Consider the following 25156-nt stretch of genomic DNA (forward strand, 5'->3'; position numbering starts at 1 on the left):
GCGGTCTTTCGCTGGGATTGTCTATAGTATATCCCCATAGGGTATAAGGAGCGCATCGCATCCAATGTGAAGCGGAGATGAAATATGGGCATGATCGCGAAGGGGGCAAGAGGATCAGGCATGCCAAGGTTGAGTGCCATAGAAGGCACAGCGCCTCAGACTTGATCTCTATCGCGAACACTGGTATTTTCTTTTCAACACGGGAAAGGAGGATGGTCCAGCCTATGAAGATTGATTGTTCCAGTTGCAACAACCAACGTGAGGTGACTGAGGCTTAGAGCATTCGTTGCTCTAGTCCTGGCGGCTTTTCGTAGTACTGACAAGTCTTCGCCGAGGCCCATCCGAGAACGGATGCCTCAGGTCAATCCCAACAGTTCACCGCAAAGCGGCTCGCTCCTTCAGTGGAGCGGGCCGCTTGTGTTTAAGAGACAGAGTTCCTGGTGTTAGACTGGCCGCAATGACGGAAAAAACGAGGGAAGAGTCTCATCTTCCAGCACTCGATGGCCTCCGTGGTCTCGCTATCTTGCTGGTGCTGCTCTTCCACACGTTTGCGCGTCCAGAGGTCCAGCATGCAAATTGGATCATCAAGTCGTTCAATCAGGTGAGTTTGTTCGGTTGGACGGGTGTGGACCTGTTTTTCGTACTCTCCGGATTTCTCATTACGCGGATTCTGCTCGATGCCAAGACCTCGACAAATTTTTTCAAGGTCTTTTATATGCGCCGCATTTTGCGCATCTTCCCGCTTTATTACTTAAGCCTTATCGGTGTTTTTTTGATATGGCCGCTTCTCAAATTGCATACCGGGTCGATCAGCGGCAACGATGCCGGTCACGTAGGGCTGACGGTACAACTTTGGTATTGGTTGAACCTGGTTAACTGGCCTACCGCCATTCATCCGATGCTCGTCCCCCTGCTCTCCCATTACTGGACACTTTCGATTGAGGAGCAGTTTTATGCCGTGTGGCCGGCAGTGGTCTACTTCCTGAGCGAGAAACGGCTTGCCCTGTTGTCGGTAGCAGGAATCGTGTCCGTGTTCATTTTGCGAAACCTGCCCATTGTCCAGGCGTTCGGCGCCACGCACGATAATTTTTTATACCGATTGACTCCGTTTCGGATGGACACGCTGCTCTTCGGCGGCCTGTTGGCGATCTTGTTCAAACACGTCGACAGGTCAAAGCTGCTTCGCTGGGCGGTGCCGATCTTTGTTGTGACTCTTGCCCTGTTGCTCTGGAAGGCGCAGCCGTCTCCTGCGGAAGGTGCGATTACGTTTACAGGGCTTGCCGTCCTTTACTCGTCTCTGCTAACGATCTGCATCACGAGCAAAACGGCAGGGGCCCTCTTTCGGACCAGGCTGCTGCGTGGCATGGGTAAGTACAGTTACAGCGTTTATCTGATACACCCGTCTGTACTGTTCTTCATGGACGTTCTCGTGATTCGTCCTCTTCAAAAGCATCTGCTGCCTGGTCATCCCTATGGGGCCCCATTGATTTTTACGCTGCTCAATATTTGTGTGTGTTTCGGTATTGCGCGGATCACATGGGTGTTGATTGAGTCGCCGATTCTTCGACTGAAACGGCACTTCCGCTACACCTATCGAGACGATCAAGCGCTTAAAGGTGAAACCGGGGCAGTTTCATCTCCTGTCGCGATCGAATTAGGATGAGGATGTGAACTCTTCAGATGAATTGATTATTGCCGGTCGTAGTTTCAAATCGCGTCTCATTGTCGGGACAGGGAAGTACAAGGACGGGGCGGAGACCCAGGCCGCGATTGAGGCTTCGGGTGCGGAGCTGGTGACGGTCGCGGTGCGGCGCGTGAACCTCGATCGGACCAAAGAGAGCCTGCTGGACTTCATCGATCCGAAGAAGTATTTTCTGCTGCCCAATACCGCGGGCTGCTACACCGCCGAAGAGGCCATCCGGGCGGCTAGACTGGCTCGCGAGGTAGGACTGTCGGACTGGGTCAAGATTGAAGTGATTGGCGACCTGGCGACGCTGTATCCCGATGTCCAGGCGACGGTGGAGGCCACGCGGGTGCTGGTGAAGGAAGGTTTCACCGTACTTCCCTACACGACCGACGACATCGTGTTCGCCAAGCGTCTGATCGACGTAGGCGCGGCGGCGGTGATGCCGCTGGGAGCGCCTATCGGCACGGGGTTGGGGATTGCCAATATGTACACCCTGCGGATGATGCGCGAGCTGATTACCGAGGTTCCCCTGGTGGTCGACGCCGGATTGGGGACGGCGAGCGACGCGGCGCTGGCGATGGAGATGGGCTTCGATGCTGTGCTGTTGAATACGGCGATGGCCGCGTCGAAGAACCCGGTGCTGATGTCGTCGGCGATGAAGAAGGGCATAGAGGCCGGGCGCGAGGCGTTCCTGGCAGGCCGGATGGAAAAGAAGCTGTATGCCACGGCAAGTTCGCCCCTGGAAGGAATCTCCCGGTAACGAGGGTGCCGTGGTGGTGTCAGAAGCAGATTCCCTACGGGAATGACAAGCCAGAAAGGCAAAGGCGATGCTGCGGTGGCGCGGGAAGGTCTTGCTGCGGAGATGAATCGACTGCGACTTGCCGGCATCGAACTTTATAGACTGGGAAGCGACCGGTCTGTCTAGAGGTTCCCCATGGCACAGAAAACTCGTGAGCAGTTGATCGAGGTTGGACTTAAGCAGATTCATACTGCTGGATATGGCGCTACGGGAGTGAATGAGATTCTCGCGTTGGCCGATGTCCCGAAGGGGTCGTTCTACCATCACTTTCCCAGTAAAGAAGCCTTCGCAGCTGCGGTGTTGCAGCGCTATGGGGAGGGGGAGACACATCGCTGGGAGACGATGCTGGGAGATAAGAACCAGGCTCCTTTGAAACGGCTCCGTCTGTACTTTGAAGATTTGATCTCCGTGTATGGACAGACCGGGCCGATCAGCGGCTGTTTGATGGGCAATCTGACGCTGGAGATTGCCGCCCACAGCGACGTATTGCAGCCGATGCTGAAGGGGTGCTTCGGTGCGTGGGAGGATGCCGTCGCCGAGGCGCTTCGTGAGGCTGTGGCCGTGGGGGAGTTGGATCCCTCGGTCAAGCCCAGGGAGTTGGCGTCGTTCATCGTGAATAACTGGGAAGGGGCGTTGCTGCGTTCGAAGGCTGAGCGAAGCGATCGGGCCCTGGATGTCTTTCTGGATTTTACGTTTAAGGTGCTTTTGAAGGGGTAGTTTTCAAAACTTGCCACGCCAGTATTTGCACGCTTCCAGAGAATGTCGCAAAAGTAGCATTTCGCCTGTGCCAGAGAACCGAATGAGATCTACTAGTGCCGTATGGCCACGGGTGCGAGCCCCACAGGGGCGGTATATCGTGCAGCCGAGATAGGTCGCCCCTTCAGGGCTCTACCTTCTTCTGGGTTCTAACCCAGGGTTCCGGCGACACGGCGAGCAAAAAGCGCTCGCCAGCCGCCTCCACCCTGGGCTGGGATATGCCGCCCCTTTGGGGCTCTGCTTTCTCTTGGGGCTATAACCCACGGTTCCTGCGGCTGGTACATGTCGCCCCTTTTTAGGGCACTAGGAAAATAGACGGGGCTGTGGAAAAGATTCTGCATCTATAGACAGACTGGTCTACTCATATCCATGAACGCACTCAGTGGTTCACATTTCAGCTCGACCGAGGTTTCCTATGACGACCCAAACTACTAAAGGCACTGTACTTATCACGGGTGCATCCACTGGCATCGGCGCTGTGTATGCCGATCGCTTCGCTCAGCGCGGTTATGACTTGATCCTTGTTGCCCGCGACAAGAATCGCCTCACCGAACTGGCGGCTACGCTGACGTCCAAGACTGGCCGCAAGGTCGATATTCTGCCTGCCGATCTGACCGTCAAGGCTGACCGGCTGAAGGTCGAGGAGCGTCTCGCTTCCGATAGCGCGATCACGGGGCTGGTGAATAATGCCGGCTTCGGTGCGACGGCCAAGCTGATCGACTCCAAGATCGACGATCTCGAGAACATGATCGACCTGAATGTGACGGCGCTTACTCGGCTGACGTCGGCGGTTCTGCCGGGGCTGATCGCGCGTGGAACCGGCCTCATTATCAATATCTCCTCTATCGTGGCTTTGGCGCCGGAGATGCTCAATGGCGTGTATAGCGGCACCAAGTCCTATGTCGTGAACCTCACGCAGTCTCTGCATAACGAGGTGAAGGATAAGGGCATTCAGGTACAGGCTGTCCTGCCTGGAGCTACCGGCACGGAGTTCTGGGACCGCGCGGGTCTGCCGGTGCACAATCTGCCGGGCGAGTGGGTCATGACGGCCGCGGACATGGTCGATGCGTCGCTCGTGGGATTTGACCAGCATGAGCTGATTACGATCCCCGCGTTAGCGGATGTTGCCCAGTGGGAGAAGTACGATGAGGCGCGCAAGGCGCTGGGGCCGAACCTCTCGCGTAAGGAAGCGGCGGCGCGGTATGGGTTGAAGAAGTAATGGGTGGTTGGAGTTGCAGTAAAACATAGAGGGCTGAAGGCCCGGTTCATCGGTGGTTACACGGATGAGTCGGGCTTTCAGCCCTCTACTTTTCTTTATGCGCAAACCCAGGGCTTCGCCCTGGGCTGGGATGAGACGCCCCTTCGGGGCTCAATGGCTGCATTGCGGGTGCTTGGCGGTGGTGGCCCAACGGGCGGGAAGCAGGTTCGCTCCCCTTCGGCTACGCTCAGGGTCGGAATGACAACCAGAAAAGCAAAGGCAACTGCAACGACAAAAGCAACTGCAACGACAAAAGCAGATTCCCTGCGGGAATGACAAGCAAGAAAAACAAGAGCAGGGGTCAGTGGCAATAACCCGGCCACCTAGTCCAGTGTGTACATCGCCAGGCCGCTGAGCAGCTTCGGATAGAAGTCGGTCGACTTCTGAGGCATGACTTCCAGGTTCAGGGAGATGTCTTTCATCTGCTCAAGGGTGACGGGTTTGATCAGGAAGGCGATGTCGGCGTTGCCGCTGCCTACCTGTGCCAGGGCTTCGGAGGCCTCGCGCAGGTAGCGCACGTTGGAGCCGGCGCGGACCGTCTCTTCGTTCAGGCCGAGAAGCTTTTCCAGCACCACCTTATGCAGCTGTGTAACGTCGAGCTGCTGCTGGCGGGGGGAGAGGTTGCTGAGCAGGGGCGCGATGGCTTCGGGCTTCGGGGTGAGCAGGAAGTCGCCGTCGCGGGTGGCTGCGATGAAGGCCACGCCGGGGGTATCGTTCAGGCGCTTCAGCAGGGCGGCGTCGCCGGGGAAGAGACCTTCGGGGGTGTTGGGGATCTCTTCGACGTTGAAGTAGGCTTCGGCTTTTCTCGCGAACTCGCGGCCGTGGAAGTCGATGAGGCCGAAGGCGACGCGGTGCGTCGGCAGGATGGTGATGCCGGGGGCATCCATGTTGACGAAGGTCATCATCATGGCCTGTTCGGGGAAGGCGGGCTGGGGCAGGCCATCGGCGGTGCGGGTGGGCTCGGCTTTTTCGTCGACGCCCAGTTCGGCGGCGCGCTCGTGCATGTAGCCGGTCGAGGTCTCGTAGCGGTGATGGCCGTCGGCGATGATGAGCTTCTTATCGTCCATCGCGGTGAGCACGCGCTGGATGAGCGCGGGGTCGGTGAGCTTCCAGACGCGGTGCAGGACGTTGTACTCGTCGGTGATCTCGAGCTCGGGAGCCGCGCCGGATTCGAAGATCGCCTTCTCGGCGGTGAAGGTCGGGTCGGAGTAGAGCATGTAGATCTGCTCGCAGTACGCGCGTGTGGCCTTGAAGAGGGCGAGGCGGTCGGACTTGTGCTTCGGGAAGGTCTGCTCGTGGCGATAGACGACCTGGTCGGCGTAGTCGGAGAGCTGGGCGAGGGCGATGAAGCCGCGACGCTCGCGCACTTCTTCCGTGCCGGGGACCTTGTAGGTCTGGGAGTAGCCGTAGAGGGCGGGCTCGGCCTCTTCCTTCAGGATGCCTTCGGCGCGCCATTCGCTGAGAGTCGCAGCGGCGCGGGTGTAGACGTTCTCTTTGTCGGTGTCGCGTGGCTTCTGCTTGCCGAGGATGACGCGGATCAGGTTGTAGGGGCTGACCTCGTAGTAGCGCTCCTGCATCGCGGGAGAGATCTTGTCGTAGGGCTGGGTGACGACGTCGGTCATGTTGACGCGGGCTGGATCGTAGCGGAGTGCGCGGAAGGGGTACAAGCGTGCCATGGGGTTATTGTACGGAGTCAAGAGGCAACGGCAAAAAGTCTTGAGGCAACGGGCGCAATGTAACGTCAGTCCGCCGATGGCCGCTCGACGTGCTCCATCACAAGAACATCCGCAGGCCCTCGCGTTCCCTCGACCTTCAGTCCTAGCTGCTCCTGAATTGCCGTAAAGAGTCCCGGCGGTGCCTTCGGATCGTCACTCAGCGAACCATCTACCGTCCAGCTCAAATCAAAATCAAACTTACCCTTAAGCCCGGTCTCGTTCACCACTGGCCGATCCAGCAAGTAGCCCAGCAGCTGGGCAAAATCCGCCATCGAGTTGTTCGTAAGCTTCCAAGTCTGCTGCGGACCATTATTGCTACGCGTCTGGTCCAGCAGGCTGTCAGGGGCTGACTTGCTTGCCTCCAGCTTTGGACCACCTTTCGCAACGGTGATCGCAAAGATCGAAAGGTCCCGTTTGTCGCGATGAAACTTCAACTTGAACCGATCGTTCAGCAGCTTCTGGAGCATCTCCCGTTGCTGTTGTAAATTCGGCTCGCCTTCGATATCGGGTACGCCCTTGATATCAAAATGATCTTTGGAGAACCACTCCGGCGCATCCACAATTTGCTTCGGATGAACGGCATAGGCAAATGCGATCAGGCCATTCATCGTCTGGTTCTCAATGAACAGCCGTTGTCCTATCGTATGAAAGCCTGCGTGACCATCCTCAGGATCCGTGGGCTTGATCGTGGCGACCTCATAGGAGGGATGCGCATTCTTTGCCATCGGCGCTACGTGCTGCTCCTGTCCGAATGCCCTGGGCAAAGTGGCAAGCATGGCCACGGCCAGAAGCATAATTCGTCTGCGGTGTAGTTCGACAGGTCCCATCATTATGGCTCTCCTCATCGTGAAGCGATGTGGTGTGGTGGGAGAGAGCTTGTTGTAGAGCTGGGTGACGACGTCGATCATGGGGTATTTTAGCGAGTCAGCAAGTCAGCGAGTCAGTGGGATGCGCTGTTTTGTGTGTTTGACTTTCTTGCCTTGTCATTCCCGCAGGGAATCTGCTTCTTCCCGCTTTTGGTTGTGGTGCCATTGAAGCTTGTAGAGGGCCTAGGTTGGGCTGGCGCGTGTAATGTTTGGGTGGCATTGGCGAAGAGCGGGAGGAAGCAGGTTCGCTCGCTCCGCTCGGAATGACAACCAGAAAAGCAAAAGCAACGACAACTGCAACCGCAAAAGCAGATTCCCTGCGGGAATGACAAGCAAGAACAGCAAGAACAGCAAGAACAGCAAGGGCAACAGCAACAGCAAATACAGCAGTCGATGATGCCCTTTGTCTGGTTGCTGGTCTAAAGGAAGAGCGGTGCGAGCACCAGTGTGATGGTTGCTAACAGCTTGATCAGAACGTGGAGCGAGGGGCCGGCGGTGTCTTTGAAGGGGTCGCCTACCGTGTCGCCGACAACGGCGGCTTTGTGGGCGTCGGATTTTTTGCCGCCGTACTGGCCGGTTTCAATCCACTTCTTGGCGTTATCCCAGGCGCCGCCGCCGTTATTCATCAGCATGGCGAGCAGGATGCCGGAGATGGTGCCGACCATCAGCAGGCCCGCTACGGCGGAGGCTCCGCCGAGGTTCACCGGGACGCCGTTGATCGTGGGCACGTTGAGGATGCCGTTGCGGGTGAGGACCTCGGAGCCCGCGCCGTAGGTGGAGCTGAAGTTGCGGAAGATGAGGCCTACAGCTACAGGCAGACCGACTGCGAGGATGCCGGGGAGGACCATCTCTTTCAGTGCTGCGCCGGTTACGATGCTGACGCAGCGTGCGTAGTCGGGCTTGGAGGTGCCCGCCATGATGCCGGGGTTCTCGCGGAACTGGTCGCGGACGTCCTTGACGACCATCTGCGCGGTGCGGCCCACGGCTTTGATGGCGAGGGACGAGAAGAGATACGTCAGCATTGCGCCGAGCAGGGCTCCAACGAAGACGGGGATCTCGGCGAGATTGATGTTAGTGAACGACCAGCCGGGCGGCATGTAGCCCGCAGAACCGGCAGCGCTGACCTTGGCGGTGACGATGGACTTGATCTCTTCGAGATACGCGGAGAAGAGCAGGAACGCGGCGAGCGAGGCCGAGCCGATGGCGTAGCCCTTGGTCAGGGCCTTTGTGGTGTTGCCGGCGGAGTCGAGTTTGTCGGTCTTGTCGCGGACGGACTCGTCCTGGTTCGACATCTCGATGATGCCTCCGGCGTTGTCGGTGATGGGGCCGAAGGTGTCCATCGCGAGGATGTAAGCCGCGCAGGAGAGCATGCCCATCGTGGCGATGGCGGTTCCGTAGATGCCCTTGGCGTAGTCGGAGATTCCGGGGAATCCGGCAAGGCCCTGGACGCCGCAGTAGTAGCTGAGCAGCAGCGCGGCGGAGATGACGATGACGGGCATGGCGGGAGTCTCCATGCCGACGGCGAGGCCGCTGATGATGTTCGTCGCGGGGCCGGTGAGCGAGGCTTCGGCGATGGACTTGACTGGGCGGTACTTGCTCTCGGTGTAGTACTGCGTGATCCAGACGAAGAGGAACGCCGTAGCCAGGCCGATGATGCCGCAGAAGAGCAGATACATGGGCTGGACGCCGGGGCCGTTGAGCATCATGTAGACGGCTGTTGCGAAGCCTGCGAGGGCCAGAACCGCCGTTACGTAGAAGCCGCGGTTCAGGGCGGACATGGGGTCTTCGGTGTCGTTGGTTTTGACGACGGCTACGCCGATGATGGAGGCGACGAGGTTGATGGCGTGGACGATCAGGGGGAAGAGGATGCCCTTGATGCCGAAGACGGGATAGAGCGCCGCGCCGAGGATCATCGCACCGACGTTTTCGGCGGCGGTGGACTCGAAGATGTCCGCGCCACGGCCGGCGCAGTCGCCGACGTTGTCGCCAACGAGATCGGCGATGACGGCGGGGTTGCGGGGATCGTCCTCGGGGATGCCGGCTTCGACCTTGCCGACGAGGTCTGCGCCGACGTCGGCGGCCTTGGTGTAAATGCCGCCGCCGAGCTGGGCGAAGAGGGCGACGAGCGAGGCTCCGAAGCCGAAGCCGACGAGCTGGTAGGGGACCTGCCGTGGGTGGTCGAGGCCTCCGAAGAAGAAGAAGAGCGCGCCGACACCGAGGAGCGAGAGGGCAACGACGACGAGGCCGGTGACGGCTCCGCCGCGCAGGGCGGCCTGGAGCGCTTTATTCAGCGAGGTGCGGGCGGCGGAGGCGGTGCGGATGTTGGCGCGGATGGAGACGTACATGCCGGTAAATCCGGCGAGCCCGGAGCAGATGGCGCCGACCAGGAAGGCGATGACGGTCTTGAGCGCGACGTCCTGGGTGCGGGGCGAGAGGTAGTAGCCGAAGAAGACGACGATCGCGATGACGACGGCGAGGATGCCGATGGTGCGGTACTGGCGGGAGAGGAAGGCTTCGGCGCCTTCGCGGATGGCGTTGGAGATGGCTTGCATCTCGGCGGTGCCGGTGTCTCCGGCGAGGACGATTCTGGCGAGAACGAAGGCGGCGATGAGGGCGAGTACGCCGACGCCCATGGCGATCCAGAGCCAGAGGCTGTCGCTGCTGTTTACGGGGGTGGAAGGGATGTCTTGAAGGGTGAAGAGTGCTGCTGTAAGTACGCCGAAGTGCATGAAGGGTGGTCCTCCTTGAATCGCGTAGATAGAGGGTGAACGGTCCGTTTGACGACGGGATAACTGCCCACCGGGGAGACGGGCGAATTAGAGCACACACGTGCGGTGGGGTCAACGCGGGTGGGTCTTTCTGGTTGTCATTCCGAGCGGAGCGAGCGAACCTGCTGTCTCCCGTTTTTCGCTGGTGCTGCCCAGAAGGCATGTGAGGAGCGGTTGGTGGACGCATAACGTCTGTGGCGGCACTACCAAAGAACGGGAGGAAGCAGGTTCACTCGCTGCGCTCGGAATGACAAGCAAGAAAAGCAACGGCAACGGCGGCAGCCAAGGCTCGTGCTATTTGCCCGCGCTAGGAGAAGGTGGCGTGAGGGTGTAGGCGTCGAAGGAGCCGCGTGAGCCTTGATACTTGTAGTTTCTCCAGACGGCTGCAAATGCTTGGTCGCGGAGGAACCAGGCCAGCAGGTTGTCGTGGCGGTCTTCGAGCACCTGGCAGTGGATGCTGGCTTGCTGGCAGCGCTCAACCAGCACGAGCTGCGGGTGCCAGTGGTTGAGATCCTCCACCATGAAGCGATGTTGCAGGGCTTCGAGTGCTGCCAGTTGGCTGGGTTGCAGGATATGGCTCGGAGGCTTGCCTGCTGCGGGTGTTTCGTTGCGCAGGATGGCGGGCAGAAGCCAGAGGTTGTTCATGCGCTGGGCCCAAGTCAGGTGGTAGCGCTCGATGGGCATCATGGCTTCGTCGACGGACGTCGTCAGGGTGGCGACGGGAGTGCCGGGAGGAAGGTCTTTGAAGAACGCTGGGTCGGGTGACTCGATAGCGAAGGCACGGTCGGCGGTGAAGGGGTAGCCCGTGAAGTGGGTTGTGAGTGCGAGTGCCAGAAGACAGAGAGCGGCGACGGCAGGCACGGTCCAGCGTGGGGGTGTGAGTTGTTTGCGCTGGGCGAGGTTGAGTAGCTGGAGCACCAGGGCTGTGCCGAAGAGGTCGATGGCGGGAATCTGCTGGTAGTACCAGCCCGTTCCCTGCAGGAAGTACGCGAAGAGAGAGGCTGCGCCCGCGATGAGCAGCAGACGAAGCAGCAATGACTGGGGTTTGGTGATTGCGTAGAGCGCGATGGTGCCGGCGGCGAGCAGGCAGAGTTCGATGGCCTCCAATGCAAGCCCAGCCAGAGAGAGATGGCCGATGGCCCAGTAGGTGTCGTGCAGAACCGGCAGTGCGAAGGTGAAGTACTGCGGCGTGAACTGGTGTGTTGCCGCGAGAAAGATTGCGCCCAGCAGCAGGATCAGCAGCGGTTCAGGACGAAGGAGTCTCTGCAGACGGCGTGTGCGCGTTGTTGGGGAGGGAAGGAAAAGCAGCGCTAGCTCAATGGCGATGACCAGCAGGGCGTGGTGCGGTTTGAGACAGATGCCGATTGCCGCCATGACGCCCACGGTGCCGCGCAGGAAGATCAGGCTGTGCTCGTGAAAATCGGTTGCGGCGGCCAGGACGTAGGGCAGGACGAGGAAGGCGAGCATCTGGTCGCGCTGTCCGAAGTCGCGTGCGGGAACTACGCCGAAGAGTACGAGGAAGGCGAAGAGCAGCGCCCAGCGTTCGTAAGCTTCGAGTGGCCGCCAAGCGTAGCGGAGGAGCCGGTAACTCAATCCCGCGGAGAGGGCTTCGGCGAGGACTACCAGCAGCTTTGCGGCGGTGGTAGAGGGAAGATGAAGCAGTTGGCCGAGAAGAATGGGCAGAGCGGACAACCATATAACGCCCGGCGGGTTGGAGTCGAAGAGAAAGGGTCCATAGATCTGGGCACCCCCGAGCCAGCGTCGTGCCATCAGAAGAAACCAGAGCTGGTCGTGGCCGGCAGCAGGAAGCAGGGCGAGCAGTGCGGCCATGCTCAGGGCCGCGAAGGTGAGGATGGCGAAGATACGCTTCATGGAAGGGGCATCTAAATTGCTAACCATCACAGATTGTGTCCCCCTGGGTGAAGGTTTTGGCTCGGTCTACAGCGCTGGAGAAGTGGTGACGGGGTTCGCCACGACCAAAAGAAAGCAATTCAGTCGTTGCGGCTACGCCTACACCCCCGCCTTCGGCAGAAAGGTACGGCCTTTGGCCGACTATTTACGGCATGGCTGAAGCCATGCCCTTCCGGTTCCTGCCACAGCAGATTGTTTGCACGCTATCAGAGAGAACATGCTGTCAGAGAGAATTTGATGACACGCCCCAGAGCCGACATTGGCATAGCTTCTTGCATCGTACTTTAGAGTGCGGGGTTTTGTGGGTTCGTGGCGTAAATTGAGAGTGCGGTTGTGTTTCATCGGGGGCTAAGGACAGGTATTGATAGTTGTGAGAGGTACTATGCGCCGTTGCAGTAAAGCGTTAGAGACATTTGTAGTTTTCGGGATATTGAGCGGCGGACTGTCGTGCGTGCAGATGGCCGCCCAGACGACGCCTCCCGCCCAGCCGCAGCCGCCTGCGCAGACTCGGCCGGCGCCACCGCTGACGGTGGACGCCGATCCTGTGCCTTCACCGGATTCCGATACGACCAAGGGATCTCTGCAGAATCCCGGACAGGCTGCCGGATCGGGTAGTAATAGTGGCACGATCACGCGTCAGGACGGCCACTTTACGCTGCACGCGAATGCTTATGAGGTGAGGCTGAATGCCTCCGTCATCGATAGCTCGGGGCATACGGTGGACTCGCTTCCCGAGGATGCCTTCCATGTGTACGAGGACGGCGTTGCGCAGGAGATTCGCGGCTTCAAGCATGAAGATCTTCCGGTGTCGCTCGGGATTCTGATCGATAGCTCGGGGTCTATGTATGAGAAGAGCGCGGCGGTGAACGAGGCGTCGCTCGACCTGGTGAAGTTGTCCAATCCGCTGGATGAGGCGTTCCTGGTGGACTTCAGCTCGGAGGCCTATATCGATCAGGACTTCACGAACAGTATTGCGAAGCTGCAGCAGGGGCTGGCCTACATCCATACGAGCGGAGGGACGGCGCTGTATGACGCTGTGGTCGCGTCGGCCGATTACCTGAGCAAGAATGCGAAGCATCCGAAGCAGGTCCTGCTGATCGTTACCGATGGCGAGGACAATGCGTCCAGCGCCTCGCTGGAGTCGGCCATTCGGCGTGTGCAGGACCTGGACGGGCCGGCGATCTATTGCATCGGGCTGCTTTTCGGTGACGATGTGAGCCGGAGCGAGGCCAAGCATGCCAGGGAGGTACTGCAGGAGCTTGCTCAGCAGACCGGCGGACAGGCGTACTTTCCGAAGTCCTTGAAGGATGTCGATGGGCTGACCCGTGAGGTTGCGCAGGATATCCGCACGCAGTACACGATTGAATACCACTCGTCGAAGTCGCCTGCACTGGGCGGCTACCGGCAGATCCATGTCGAGGCGAAGGCGAAGGGGTTCCACGGTCTGCAGGTGAGGACGAGAACGGGATACTTCCCCAAGCCTGCGTCTTCTGACGCTCCGGCGCCAGGTACTCCAGCCAGCAAGTAAAACGAAGCCATGCGGACGCAGCTTGATTTCGTCGCGGAAACGACTACGATTGCGATTCCATGATGTTGGTTCTTCCGGCGACGGTAGAGGGTAATCTCTGAATGCGAATCGGGAACGATGTAATGGCGTTGGTGGGGCATACGCCCATGGTGCGGATTAATCGGCTGACTGCTGCCGGATCGGCTGAGGTCTGGGCCAAGCTCGAGATGATGAATCCGGGTGGGAGCATCAAAGACCGCGCGGCGTTGGGGATGGTGCTCGATGCCGAGCGGCGCGGTGTGCTCAAGCCGGGCGGCACGATCTGCGAGGCCACGGCAGGGAATACCGGCATTGGGCTGGCGCTGATTGGAGTGCAGCGCGGCTATCGGGTGAAGCTGTTTGTGCCGGAGGGCTTCGCAGAAGAGAAGTGCATCATCATGCGGGGCCTGGGCGCGGAGGTCGAGCGGACTCCTGAGAGTGAGATGGTAGCGGGAGCGATCCGGCGGGCGTTGGCTTTTGAGCGCGAGACTCCGGGGGCGTTTGCGGCGATGCAGTTTGAGAACCCCGCTAATCCTGACTTTCACGAAGAGACGACAGCGGTGGAGATCTTCGAGCAGATGGAAGGTCGCATCGACGCCGTGGTGTTCGGGGTGGGATCGGCGGGGACGTTTACCGGCATTGCACGGTTTATGAAGAAGAAGCTCGCGGCGGTCCTGACGGTTGCCGTGGAGACCCAGGGCAGCGTGCTGCAGGGGGGCGAGCCGGGGCATCATCGGGTGGAGGGCATCGGCGTGTCGTTTGTGCCGCCGACGTTCGACCGCAGCGTGTGTGATCGCATCGTGAAGGTGACGGACGATGACGCCTTTGCGATGGTGCGGCGGATGGCGCGGGAAGAGGGCATCCTGGGGGGATCGAGCTCCGGCGCGATGATGGCGGCGGCGGTTGAGGTGGCCCGGGAGCTGGGAGCAGGCAAGCGGGTGGTAACGCTGGTTCCGGATTCGGCGGAGCGGTATCTGTCGAAGGGCATTCTGGACGAGTAAGCCTTAGCTTCGGACACAAAGAGACCTGAGTGGACGCATCTGCATCGAAAGCAGATAGCATAGCTGCGGTACCTACGAGGAGAGTTTGAATGCTTGATCTGCAGACGGTAAACAGTGTGTTCGAGATCATGAGCAGCCGCGGTGATGAGACGGTCGCTCTGCATCAGGTGGGCGGCGAGTGGAAGCCGATTACCTCCAAGGCGTTCTATGGCCGCGTGCGTGCCGTGGCCGCGAAGTTGAAGAGCTGGGGGATCGGCAAGGGCGATCGCGTGGCGCTGGTCAGCGAGAACCGCTGGGAGTGGGCTGCTACGGACTTTGCCGCGCTGGCGATGGGCGTCGTCGATGTGCCGCTCTATCAGACGCTGACGCCCGAGCAGATGGGGTACATGCTCAGGAACTCCGGCGCGAAGGCGATCTTTGTTTCGACCAAGGCCCAGTATCTGAAGGTGGTTGCCGCGGGTGAGATTCCGTCGCTCGAACACGTTGTGGTGTTCGATGAAGGTAGCTTCGACGGCGCGGAGAGCTTTGCGGAGATCGTAAAGGACTCCGCCGCGCTCGAACAGCGGGACGCGACGTTTGACGCGATGGTGAAAGAGGTGAAGCCGGAAGACCTGGCAACGATCATCTACACCTCGGGAACGACGGGCGATCCGAAGGGCGTGATGCTGACGCACGGCAATCTGGCGAGTAATATGCGCTATTCGACCGAGGGTTTCGGTATCGTCCAGGGAGATATTTCGATTTCCTTTCTGCCGCTGTCGCATGTGACGGCACGGCATCTAGACTATGCGCTCTATGGGCTGAAGGCGGTGCTGGCGTATTGTCCGAAGATTGACGCGCTTACCGGCGCGATGAAGACGGTGCAGCCGACGATCTTCCTGGCGGTGCCGCGTGTGTATGAGAAGATCCGGCAGTCGGTGGAGCATAAGTCCACGGGGATGAAGAAGCGCATCCTGGAGTGGGCGGTCGGTCGCGGCAAGGCGAACCGCAAGAAGCTGCTGCTCGGCGAAGAGCCCAAGGGGCTGGGCTGGCAGCTCGCGAACAAGCTTGTCTACAGCAAGATTCGCGAGGCCTTTGGTGGCCGGGCACGGATCTTTATCGCCGGTGGCGCGCCGCTGGGCATGGATTCAGCGGAGTGGTTCCTCGACGTGGGTATTCGTATCTTTGAGGGCTACGGAATGACCGAGACCTCGCCGGTGATCGCGCGCAATATGTTCGACGGCTATCGCATCGGCACGGTGGGACCGATTGTTCCGAACATGGAGACGCGCATCGCGGAGGATGGCGAGCTCGAAGTGCGTGGGCCTGCGGTCTTCATCGGCTACTGGCAGAACGAGGAGGCGACGAAGAGCGAGTTCACGGCGGACGGCTGGTTCAAGACCGGCGATATCGGCAAGATTGAGGACGGGTTCCTCTCCATCACCGACCGCAAGAAGGAATTGCTTAAGACCAGCGGCGGAAAGATGGTCGCGCCGCAGCCGATCGAGAACAAGTTGAAGGCCAACAGCCTGGTCGCGCAGGCGGCTTTGATCGGGGACAAGAAGAAGTTCATCAGCGTGCTCATTTCGCCGAACTTCCAGACGCTGGAGAGCTGGGCCAAGCAGAATGGCGTTGCAACCAGTGATCCCAAGGCATTGGCTAGCGATCCTAAGGTGCAGCAGGTCTATGCCGAGATCGTGAAGAAGGTGAACGCCGACCTCGCGCACTACGAGGCGATCAAGAAGATCGGCGTCGTGCCGGAGGAGTGGAGCGTGGACGGCGGAGAGCTGACTCCGAGCATGAAGCTCAAGCGCCGCGTGATCCTGGAGAAGTACAAGTCCCAGATCGAGAAGTTCTATGGAGAGTAGGTCCTTCCGCTGGCTGGCGATGATATGGCTGGTAGCAGGAGTGGCCGGGGCGCAGGCCCCGGTGGTGCCGACCGATCACTATGGGCCGCCGGTATGTTCGGCGGCTGCGGTCCCGGCGCACCGCATGACGGCGGAGGCCGCGAAGGCCGAGCAGGAGCAGGGAGCGGACGACTCACACGCGATCCTTTCGGCGGAGCCGGTGGAGAACTTCGCGATAGCCCGTTATCGCCTGGCGGATTATGCCGATTGTGTCGGAACAAACGGCTGCTACTGGGCCGATCTGGACGCTCAGTACAGACGCGCGGAGGTGGCTTTGGCTACAGCCGTCGCCGCGAAGAAGCCGGGCGAGAAGCTCGCGGTGGTGATGGACATCGACGAGACCGCGCTTTCAAGCTACTGCGAGATGAAGCACGAGGACTTCGGATACGTTGGCCCGCTGTTCAATGCCTGGATCGTGTCGCCGGAGGCCTCCGTGGCGATTCCCGGAGGCCTGCGGTTTTTCAACAAGGCGAAGGCTGCCGGGGTCTCTGTGTTCTTTATTACGGGGAGGGCCGGAGTTCCGGACTACTCGTCCGGCAAGCCTGCGGCGGACCAGACCGAGGCGACGGCTCGGAATCTTGAGGCGGCGGGCTATCGTGGCTGGGCAGGGTTGGTGCTGCGCAATGGCGGCGAAAATACGGTATCGACGATCGAGTACAAGTCGGAGGAGCGCCACAGGATTGCGGATAAGGGGTATCGCATCGTGATGAGCGTGGGCGACCAGTGGAGCGATCTGCTGGGGGAGCCGAAGGCTGAGGTCAGCGTGAAGCTGCCGAACCCGTTTTACTTTTTGCCGTAAGGGGCAGGGACATCAACCCGAAGCCAAGGTCGATGTATTTTCTCTTACGACAGCCGCGTCATCCTGAGCGAAGCGTCCCGGTTTTTGGGGACGCGGAGTCGAAGGACCCCGAGGCTTGCAGCCTTGCCCATATCCTTCGCTCCTTTTTTACCTCAAGCGTCCGAGCCTGAACGTTCGTGCTGGAGAAGGTCCCAAGATTATGGGCAAGATATAGTTCTTCGGGGTCCTTCGACTGCGCACCTCGCAAAGAGCGCGAGGTGCTTCGCTCAGGATGACGATTCTGTGGGGATGCAAATAAAGAACAATTCTGTGGATATGCGAGCAAAGGATATAGCAAAGGATATATTGGGGCAAACCTTTCATGCGTCAACCGCCCCTGCGACTATGTGAGCCTGAAGGGGTTGCTGTAACATCCAAAACTCATGGGTTTATTGAAACGAGCTGAAAAAGACGGGCGCAGGTTTCTGAACCCTGTGCCGGCGGCGGTGGGCGGGTTTAGCATCGCCCTGAAGGTTCTGCCGCATTACCTGAGCAACAAGGAAGAGACGGAGCCCAGGATTCCGCTGGGGCCGTTTCACACGGATGCCGCCCTTTATGCGGAGGCTCCGGCGAGCGGGTTGCGGGTGACCTGGTTTGGGCACTCTTCGTTGCTGGTTGAGATCGATGGTGTGCGCGTCCTGATCGATCCGATCTGGGAGCAGCGCGCGAGTCCGATGCAGTGGTTCGGGCCGAAGCGCTTCTTTGCTCCCACGCTGGCGCTGGAAGACCTGCCGCCGGTGGATGTGGTGCTGATCTCGCACGACCACTATGACCACTTCGGAGCGCAAACGCTTCGCCGGTTGGCCACGCTGAACCCGAAGATCCGGTGGGTGACTTCGCTCGGAGTAGGCGAACGGCTGAGGCGGCTTGGGGTGGAAGCGGGCCAGATCCAGGAACTCGACTGGACACAGAGCGCAGAGGTCTCGGGGCAGGCGGCGGGTGTGTCGCTGAAGATTACGGCGTGGCCGTCGAAGCACTTTTCGGGTCGCGGATTGTTCGACCGCTTCACGACGCTGTGGAGTTCCTTCGTGCTTGAAGGGCCGAAACATCGGGTGTACTTCGGGGCTGACTCCGGCTGGTGGGAGGGGTTTGCTGAGATCGCCGCGCAGTACGACGGCTTCGACCTGACCATGCTGGAGATCGGAGCCTTCAGCCCCCTCTGGTCGGATATCCACATGGGTCCGGACGGGGCGGCGAGGGCCTATCAGGATCTGGGCGGGCCGGAGAAGGCTGGGTTGCTGATGCCCATTCACTGGGGATTGTTCAACCTGGCATTGCATGGTTGGCGTCAGCCAATGGAACGGATGATGGAGGTGGCGCAGTCGGAAGGGCTGCCGCTCTGGTCTCCACAGCCTGGAGTTCCTTCTGAGGTCACGTCCGGAGACAGACTGTTCTCTGCCTGGTGGCATCATAAATAACTCTTTCATAAACAATTACTTGAAGTGCTTATAGGATGTTGCGGTTTACCGGTATCGCTTTAAGGTATTAACGAAGTTGTAACGAGTTAGCACCTGGATGCGCTATCTGGGCGATTCCGCTTGTAACCCTGTGGAAAAGGGGGTACAAGAGAGGTGCGCCGGAAATAGCCGACGATACACGTCGATACGCAGGGAATTGGAGACACCGATGGCAGGGGCAGCGAACGTACAAGTGGCATTGCGCGAGGTGATGGATATCCGCCAGGCGGCAGAGTATCTGGGGATCAGCGGCGACACGCTCTATCGTTATGCGTCTGAGGGTTTCGTGCCGGCGTTCAAGCTGGGCAATCGCTGGCGCTTTCGAAAGAGCCTGCTCGACGCCTGGATGGACGAGAAGAGCGGGGTTACTCCGCCCTCGCAGCATGTCGATCCGGCGAAGAAGAAGCCTGTGTCGCGGGCTCGTTAGGGCTTAGGTGCCTGTTTGGGCGGTTGTGTTTTTAGCATCCAGTTGCGAGATGTGTGAGTTACGAGCTTCGAGATAGCAAGGTTCGGATGCTTCGGATTGGTTCTAGTTCTTCATCTTGTACATGAGCTTTGGTTGGGCGCGCGTAGAGTAAAGGTGTGCATAAGAACGACCCAAAACTCATCCTTATAACGCTGTTGGTGGAGCTGGGCGTGGCGGCGGCGGTTGCCAGCTCCCTGGCGCGGTCGACACACTTCAAGCGGCTTCTCTTGCTGCGCGAGCGTAGCCGTCGCGAGACGCTGCAGCTGCTGGCCTGGATCTGTGTCCCGTTGATGCTGGGTGTGATGGTGCGTGTACGCGTGCCCAACTTTCTGGCTGCCGATCTCACCTTTGAGGCGACCGCCGTGCTTGGGCTGTTACTGGGGCCTGCAGCTGCGATGGTGGGCGGTGTGGTGCTGGCGCTTCCGGCGATGCTGCATCACGAGTACCTTGCCCTGGCCGCGAACCTGATGATCGCCCTGATCTTCGGAGCGTTCGGACAGTTCGCGGAAGAGGACGACATCTGGTCGTTCTCGCCGCTGATCGACCTGAGCATCTACCGCTGGGTGCGGCGTACAGTGACGCATCCCCATCTCGACCGGCAGATCTTTCTGCTGGTGCTGTTGATGGCTGTGCAATTCGGTACAAGTCTTTTATCTCGTTTCTATCCAAGGCGATATTTCGAGTTGTACTCGGACTCCTGGATCGTTGAACTGGCGATCTGTGCGTGTGCGCCGGTGGTTGTGGGAATCCCTCTGAAGATCTGGAACGCGGTGCGCATCGAGCAGAAGCTCGAGGAGCAGGGACGACTGTTGCTCGAGGCTCGGCTGGATGCGTTGCAGCGGCAGATCAATCCGCACTTTCTGTTCAACACTCTGAACTCGATTGCGTCGCTCATACGGTCGAAGCCCGAGCTGGCGCGCGAGATGATCGTCAAGCTCGGCAACATCCTGCGCATGCTGCTGCGGGAGGGCGAGGCGTTTGTCGCCCTGGGGGAGGAGCTGACGTTTACGGATGACTACCTGGACATTGAGGTCGTCCGGTTCGGGGAGAAGCTGCGGGTGGTGAAGGAGATTGCTGCCGACACGCTGGATGTGGTGGTGCCGAGCATGCTGCTGCAGCCGCTGATTGAGAACAGCATCAAGCATGGGTTGGAGCCGCGCATCAGTGGAGGGACGGTAACGCTGCGTAGCCGGATCGAGCATGGGAGGTTGGTGATCGAGATCGAGGACGATGGTGTGGGGATCGAGCCCGGGGGAGGCATGGCGGCTCCGGTGAGCGGGATCGTCCGCGAGGGCTCGGGGATCGGGATGAAGAATGTTCGCGAGCGCATGCAGGTTCTGTATGGGGGAGCGGCGCATGTGGAGATCGTCAGCCGGCCAGGGCGCGGGACGAAGGTGCGGCTGGTGATGCCGGTGGATGGGGTGGAGGGCCGGGAACGGTTGGGGGAGTTCGCGCGGTGAGGGTGTCGAATGCCTCCTCGTGTGAGCCCTATCTTGTTGCCTGAAAGCAAGGTTCCACAGCCACGCCGTAACAGCCCTGTGAGTTGGCTTTGTTAGAATGAGGCGCGGTGGGACGTTAAGAATGGCGGAACTGATTGAGTCGATTGCTGGAGCTTTGGGGCAGAGGATTGCCGTCGACAAGCGACCGGCACTTGAAGACAGGCTGCAGCACCGGATTGCCGGAACCGGCCGGAAACGCAGCAATAATAAAAGAGAACTGAACCAAAAGGGATTGAGGAAGACCATGACTGAGATTGTGTCCATTCACGCACGAGAGATTCTGGATAGCCGCGGCAACCCGACGGTGGAAGCCGATGTCGTGCTCGCAGACGGTGTACGCGGCCGCGCGGCTGTGCCCAGCGGCGCTTCGACCGGCGAGCATGAGGCGGTGGAACTTCGTGATGGAGACAAGGAGCACTATCTCGGCAAGGGTGTTCTGCAGGCGGTGGAGAACGTCGAGAGCATCCTGGCGCCGGAGCTTGCGGGCATGGATGCCAGCAACCAGCGCCTGATCGACGCGACAATGCTCGCGATCGACGGCACGGAGAACAAGAGCCGGCTCGGCGCGAACGCGATCCTGGCGGTGTCGATGGCCTGCGCCCGCGCTTCGGCCGACGCACTGGGGATTCCGCTGTACCGCTACTTCGGCGGCGTGAATGCGTGCATTCTGCCCACGCCGATGATGAACATTCTGAACGGCGGCGCCCATGCCGACAACAACGTGGACTTCCAGGAGTTCATGGTGATGCCGGTGGGTGCGGAGACGTTCTCCGATGCGCTGCGTTGGGGCACCGAGGTCTTCCACACGCTGAAGGGCGTGCTGAAGAAGAAGGGCTACAACACGGCTGTCGGCGATGAGGGTGGATTCGCGCCGTCGCTGAAGTCGAACGTCGAGGCGTTGGAGCTGATTCTTGAGGCGATCGAGCTGGCCGGTTACAAGGCGGGCGAGCAGATTGCAATTGCCCTCGATCCGGCGTCGAGCGAGTTCTACGACAAGAGCACGGGCAAGTACATCTTCAAGAAGTCGGATAAGAGCGAGAAGAACTCGGAGCAGATGGCGGCGTACTGGGAGAGCTGGGTGCGCCAGTATCCGATCATCAGCATCGAGGACGGCCTGGCTGAGGACGACTGGACGGGCTGGAAGATCCTGACCGAGAAGATCGGGCGCAACGTGCAGCTTGTGGGCGACGATCTGTTTGTGACGAACTCCAAGCGGCTGCAGCGCGGTATCGAAGAGGGTGTGGGTAACTCGATCCTGGTGAAGGTGAACCAGATCGGCACAATCTCCGAGACGCTGGAAGCGATTGAATTGGCTCGTCGCAGCGGTTATACGTCGATCATCTCGCACCGTTCGGGCGAGACCGAAGACACGTTCATCGCGGACCTCGCGGTGGGTACGGGAGCAGGACAGATCAAGACGGGCTCGGCCTCGCGTACGGATCGTATTGCGAAGTACAACCAGCTGCTGCGCATCGAGGAAGAGCTCGGGCAGACGGCGGAGTTCCTGGGCCGCAGTTCAGTGAACTGCGGAGAGTAAAGAATGATTCTGCGTTGGGGCATGGTTGCGCTGCTAATGCTTGGTACTGGCGAGCGTGCGGATAAGGCACAGCTTACAGTGGATGGGATGCGGGCATGGATGGTGAGCACGCACTCCCAGGAGTCAAGCGGAAGAGTAATCCATGAACAATTCAACCAGATGAGAGCAGAGCTTCCGCCCTGGTATCCCAAGCATGTGATCGATGAAGTGGAACAAGCTTATCTGGATATCGATCTGGCTCCAGTGGCAACGCCTTACTACAGCGCCTGCCTGACCGATGATGAGGCGCGGATGCTTGCAAAGGTCGGAGCAACAGAAGCCGGAAGACAATTCATAGGTCCAGCCCTGGCAGCAAAAGAGAATGCTGCCAGGGCTGGAAGCTCACCTGCGGATGGACAACGAGCGGCAAAAGCATCTCAGGATAGTACGAAGAAACCTTTAACTCAAAAGCAAATTGACAGCATAGAAGCTTCATTGACACCACGTGAAAGATCTTTGTTGGAGACATGGTCTTCTTCCGAGAACAACCGGAAGTTTACTCAATGCTCGATCGATGCGTATGCCAAAATGGCTGTTGAGTTAGAACGATTGCAGAGTGAAGCAATGCGCACAGTGCTTGAGAAGGATGGCCCAGAGGTAAGGGCCGCTCATGCATCGTGGGACAAAGAGCATCCTGAAGCACCCAAGCAGGAACCATAACTATCGTAAGCATGACGGAGTATTGATGCGAAAGAACGGACCGGTCATCCTGACCATTTTGGACGGCTGGGGTTACCGTGCCGAGACGAACGCCAACGCCATTGCTCTGGCCCGCAAGCCGACGTATGACCGTCTGCTGCGCGAGTATCCGAATACGCTGATTCGCGCGAGCGAGAACTTCGTTGGGCTGCCGGATGGGCAGATGGGGAACTCCGAGGTTGGGCATCTCAACCTCGGGGCGGGACGCGTTGTGCGCATGGATATCTCGCGTATCGACGCGGCGATTGCGAATGGCGATTTCTTTGAAGATCCGGCTTTGTTAAAAGCCATACGGCACGCCGTTGAAGAGGGCCGTGCTCTGCACCTGATCGGCCTGGTATCGGATGGTGGTGTGCACTCGCAGCAGCGTCATCTGCACGCGCTGCTGCGGTTGGCTGCGATGCACAAGCTTGAACGCGTGTATGTGCATGCCTTCATGGATGGCCGCGACACGATGCCGACCAGCGGTGTGGGTTATCTCGAGGAGTTACAGCAGAAGTTTGCAGAGTACGGTGTGGGCAGGCTGGCCAGCGTGAGCGGACGCTACTTTGCGATGGACCGCGATCTTCGCTGGGAGAAGGAAGCCAAGGCGTTTCGCGCGATGGTGACGGCGCAGGCTGAGGGTGGCGCGTATTATGACGCCGTCGAACGGGTGCGCGAGAGCTACAACAACGGCGTTACCGATGAGTTCATCGAGCCGTTCGTGTGCATCGACGAGCACGGCGCGCCGATTGGGCGTATCGCGGACCACGATGCCGTGATCTGCTTCAACTACCGCGCGGATCGGGTGCGGCAGATTACACGGGTGCTTGCGCGAAACAGCGGCATTACCGCGGACCGTGGGATGAGCCTTCCGAAGGCGGCGGAGCTCGATGCGGAGATTCCGCTGGAGAGCGTGCCGCGCGATCTGCACTACCTGACGATGACCCAGTACGATCCTAAGTTTTCTCTGCCGATGGTGATTCCGCCGGAGAGCATGGATAACCTGCTGGCGAACGTGATGGGGGTGCATAGTCTGCGCAACCTGCGCGTGGCCGAGACGGAGAAGTATGCGCACGTGACGTACTTCTTCAACGGCGGGATCGAGAAGCCGTTTCCGGGAGAAGAGCGTGAGCTGGTGCAGTCGCAGAAGGTGGCGACGTATGACCTGGCTCCGGAGATGTCGGCGAACGGGATTGCGGATGTGGTGGTGCGGTCGATTACGGACACCGCCTTCGACGTGATCATCGTGAACTTTGCGAATGCGGACATGGTCGGGCACTCGGGCAAGATCGAGCCGACTGTGAAGGCGGTCGAGGTAGTCGATGCCTGCCTGGGGCGGATCTATGATGCGGTGCGTGCGCATGGGGCGTCGTGGATCATTACCGCCGATCACGGCAACGCGGAGATGCTAGTTGATCCTGTGACCGGCGGCCCTCATACGGCGCATACGACGAATCCTGTGCCGTTTATTCTTGTGACCGATCAGGGGAAGAAGATTGGCGTGAGGGAGGGTGGGTCGCTGCGGGATATCTCGCCGACGATTCTTTCGTTGATGGATCTGGAGTTGCCGAAGCAGATGACGGGTGGGGATCTGCGGGTGGTGCCGAGCTAGAATAGTGAGGAGGAACCGCAGATGAATCTCGAACTCCAGATTCCGGATGATGTAGCGCACCTTCTCGCGGCGGAGTACGCTGACTTGTCAAAGGCCGCCATCGAGGCATTGGCGCTTGAAGGATACCGTTCTTTGCGACTTTCCGAAGGTCAAGTGAGACAGATGCTTGGTTTTTCCTCGCGTATGCAAGTCCATGCTTTCCTAAAGGAACATGGTGTTCCTCTCCATTATTCGATGGCTGATCTGGAGCAGGATCGTGAGACGTCCCGGCAGCTTGAAGACAAGGTTAAGATCGGTAATCATCGCGCAGCATGATCGTTGTTGCTGACACTTCGCCAATCAACTATCTCGTGCTGATCGGGCATATTGAAATCCTGCCCTATTTCTATGGTCGTGTTCTGATTCCGCCGACCGTCTGGGAAGAGTTGCAGGACGCCAATACTCCCGAGCAGGTTCGTTTCTGGATCGCACGAGCCCCAGATTGGCTGGAAACACGGGTTTTGTTGCAAGCACCTGATGCTTCTCTTGATTTTCTTGATCGTGGAGAACGTGAAGCGATTGCCCTGGCTGAACAGCTTGGAGCAGATCGCATGATCGTTGATGAGACGCTTGCACGTGGAGAGGCGCAGAGGCGGAAGCTGTCGGTGATTGGAACATTAGGGGTGCTGCGTAATGCCGCTCGTGCCGGTCTACTGAACCTTCCTGAGGCGCTCTCAGAACTACAAAAGACGAGTTTCTATGTAGCTCCCGAATTGATTCGGTCTCTGCTCGAAGAAGACACTTCGCGATTGAAGAAAGCTTAATCAGCCAGGCCTTCTAGCGAGCGGTCCGGGG

21 protein-coding genes are annotated in these 25156 nt (G+C 59.4%); 17 read left to right on the top strand and 4 right to left on the bottom strand.

Annotated features, from left to right (window positions below; genetic code table 11):
* Nucleotides 1–457: 457 nt before the first annotated feature.
* From ACIX8_RS24415 to ACIX8_RS06935, 5 genes are all read left to right on the top strand, one after another.
* A complete protein-coding gene (locus tag ACIX8_RS24415) occupies nucleotides 458–1663 on the top strand; it encodes an acyltransferase family protein (RefSeq protein WP_014264621.1) in 1206 nt (401 codons plus the stop codon).
* A 4-nt stretch (nucleotides 1664–1667) separates the two neighbouring features.
* Nucleotides 1668–2447: a thiazole synthase gene (locus tag ACIX8_RS06925; protein ID WP_014264622.1), complete on the top strand. Its 780-nt coding sequence runs from the start codon at nucleotides 1668–1670 to the stop codon at nucleotides 2445–2447.
* A 42-nt stretch (nucleotides 2448–2489) separates the two neighbouring features.
* The gene (locus ACIX8_RS26320) at nucleotides 2490–2612 is read left to right on the top strand and encodes a hypothetical protein (RefSeq protein ID WP_263053393.1); all 123 of its coding nucleotides are present in this window, start codon (nucleotides 2490–2492) and stop codon (nucleotides 2610–2612) included.
* A 9-nt stretch (nucleotides 2613–2621) separates the two neighbouring features.
* Nucleotides 2622–3203 carry a TetR family transcriptional regulator C-terminal domain-containing protein gene (locus ACIX8_RS06930; RefSeq protein WP_014264623.1) on the top strand — a complete coding sequence of 194 codons (582 nt, stop codon included), beginning with the start codon at nucleotides 2622–2624 and terminating at the stop codon, nucleotides 3201–3203.
* A gap of 454 nt (nucleotides 3204–3657) precedes the next feature.
* Nucleotides 3658–4461, top strand: coding sequence for an SDR family NAD(P)-dependent oxidoreductase (locus ACIX8_RS06935; RefSeq protein ID WP_014264624.1), 804 nt, complete (start codon nucleotides 3658–3660; stop codon nucleotides 4459–4461).
* Nucleotides 4462–4823: 362 nt separating this feature from the next.
* Here the strand turns inward: ACIX8_RS06935 and ACIX8_RS06940 are convergent, their stop codons facing one another.
* The 4 genes from ACIX8_RS06940 to ACIX8_RS06960 all read right to left on the bottom strand — a co-directional run bounded on the left by ACIX8_RS06940 (nucleotide 4824) and on the right by ACIX8_RS06960 (nucleotide 11721).
* Nucleotides 4824–6176 (bottom strand): DUF1015 domain-containing protein, encoded by a 1353-nt coding sequence (locus ACIX8_RS06940; RefSeq protein WP_014264625.1) that lies wholly within the window; start codon nucleotides 6174–6176, stop codon nucleotides 4824–4826.
* A 65-nt stretch (nucleotides 6177–6241) separates the two neighbouring features.
* Nucleotides 6242–7123, bottom strand: a complete 882-nt coding sequence (locus ACIX8_RS06945; RefSeq protein WP_083836631.1) for a TIGR03435 family protein — start codon at nucleotides 7121–7123, stop codon at nucleotides 6242–6244.
* A gap of 377 nt (nucleotides 7124–7500) precedes the next feature.
* Nucleotides 7501–9810, bottom strand: coding sequence for a sodium-translocating pyrophosphatase (locus ACIX8_RS06955; protein WP_014264627.1), 2310 nt, complete (start codon nucleotides 9808–9810; stop codon nucleotides 7501–7503).
* 333 nt (nucleotides 9811–10143) lie between these two features.
* Entirely contained in the window at nucleotides 10144–11721 is a 1578-nt protein-coding gene (locus ACIX8_RS06960; RefSeq protein WP_150110511.1) for a hypothetical protein, read from the bottom strand.
* Between the two features lie 421 nt (nucleotides 11722–12142).
* On the opposite strand from ACIX8_RS06960, the gene ACIX8_RS06965 reads away from it, so the two are divergent.
* From ACIX8_RS06965 to ACIX8_RS07020, 12 genes are all read left to right on the top strand, one after another.
* On the top strand, nucleotides 12143–13288 hold the full coding sequence (locus tag ACIX8_RS06965; protein WP_014264629.1) for a VWA domain-containing protein: 1146 nt from the start codon (nucleotides 12143–12145) through the stop codon (nucleotides 13286–13288).
* A 101-nt stretch (nucleotides 13289–13389) separates the two neighbouring features.
* Complete coding sequence (locus ACIX8_RS06970; RefSeq protein ID WP_014264630.1) at nucleotides 13390–14307, top strand: PLP-dependent cysteine synthase family protein; 918 nt, start codon at nucleotides 13390–13392, stop codon at nucleotides 14305–14307.
* 89 nt (nucleotides 14308–14396) lie between these two features.
* Entirely contained in the window at nucleotides 14397–16154 is a 1758-nt protein-coding gene (locus ACIX8_RS06975) for an AMP-dependent synthetase/ligase (RefSeq protein WP_014264631.1), read from the top strand.
* Nucleotides 16144–16992 (top strand): HAD family acid phosphatase, encoded by an 849-nt coding sequence (locus tag ACIX8_RS06980; RefSeq protein WP_014264632.1) that lies wholly within the window; start codon nucleotides 16144–16146, stop codon nucleotides 16990–16992. The genes ACIX8_RS06975 and ACIX8_RS06980 overlap by 11 nt, the downstream gene beginning before the upstream one ends.
* A gap of 422 nt (nucleotides 16993–17414) precedes the next feature.
* Nucleotides 17415–18449, top strand: coding sequence for an MBL fold metallo-hydrolase (locus tag ACIX8_RS06985; RefSeq protein WP_014264633.1), 1035 nt, complete (start codon nucleotides 17415–17417; stop codon nucleotides 18447–18449).
* 208 nt (nucleotides 18450–18657) lie between these two features.
* The gene (locus ACIX8_RS06990; RefSeq protein ID WP_014264634.1) at nucleotides 18658–18915 is read left to right on the top strand and encodes a helix-turn-helix domain-containing protein; all 258 of its coding nucleotides are present in this window, start codon (nucleotides 18658–18660) and stop codon (nucleotides 18913–18915) included.
* A 155-nt stretch (nucleotides 18916–19070) separates the two neighbouring features.
* On the top strand, nucleotides 19071–20414 hold the full coding sequence (locus ACIX8_RS06995) for a sensor histidine kinase (RefSeq protein WP_014264635.1): 1344 nt from the start codon (nucleotides 19071–19073) through the stop codon (nucleotides 20412–20414).
* 283 nt (nucleotides 20415–20697) lie between these two features.
* A complete protein-coding gene (eno, locus tag ACIX8_RS07000; RefSeq protein WP_044178033.1) occupies nucleotides 20698–21990 on the top strand; it encodes a phosphopyruvate hydratase in 1293 nt (430 codons plus the stop codon).
* A gap of 3 nt (nucleotides 21991–21993) precedes the next feature.
* Nucleotides 21994–22689, top strand: coding sequence for a hypothetical protein (locus ACIX8_RS07005; RefSeq protein WP_014264637.1), 696 nt, complete (start codon nucleotides 21994–21996; stop codon nucleotides 22687–22689).
* A gap of 25 nt (nucleotides 22690–22714) precedes the next feature.
* Nucleotides 22715–24322 carry a 2,3-bisphosphoglycerate-independent phosphoglycerate mutase gene (gpmI, locus tag ACIX8_RS07010; protein ID WP_014264638.1) on the top strand — a complete coding sequence of 536 codons (1608 nt, stop codon included), beginning with the start codon at nucleotides 22715–22717 and terminating at the stop codon, nucleotides 24320–24322.
* A 21-nt stretch (nucleotides 24323–24343) separates the two neighbouring features.
* Entirely contained in the window at nucleotides 24344–24637 is a 294-nt protein-coding gene (locus ACIX8_RS07015; protein WP_014264639.1) for a UPF0175 family protein, read from the top strand.
* Nucleotides 24634–25125, top strand: coding sequence for a DUF3368 domain-containing protein (locus ACIX8_RS07020; RefSeq protein WP_014264640.1), 492 nt, complete (start codon nucleotides 24634–24636; stop codon nucleotides 25123–25125). Before ACIX8_RS07015 ends, ACIX8_RS07020 begins: the two co-directional genes overlap by 4 nt.
* Nucleotides 25126–25156 lie beyond the last annotated feature (31 nt).

Origin of the sequence: Granulicella mallensis MP5ACTX8 (assembly GCF_000178955.2) — a bacterium.
GTDB classification, from domain to species: Bacteria; Acidobacteriota; Terriglobia; order Terriglobales; family Acidobacteriaceae; genus Granulicella; species Granulicella mallensis.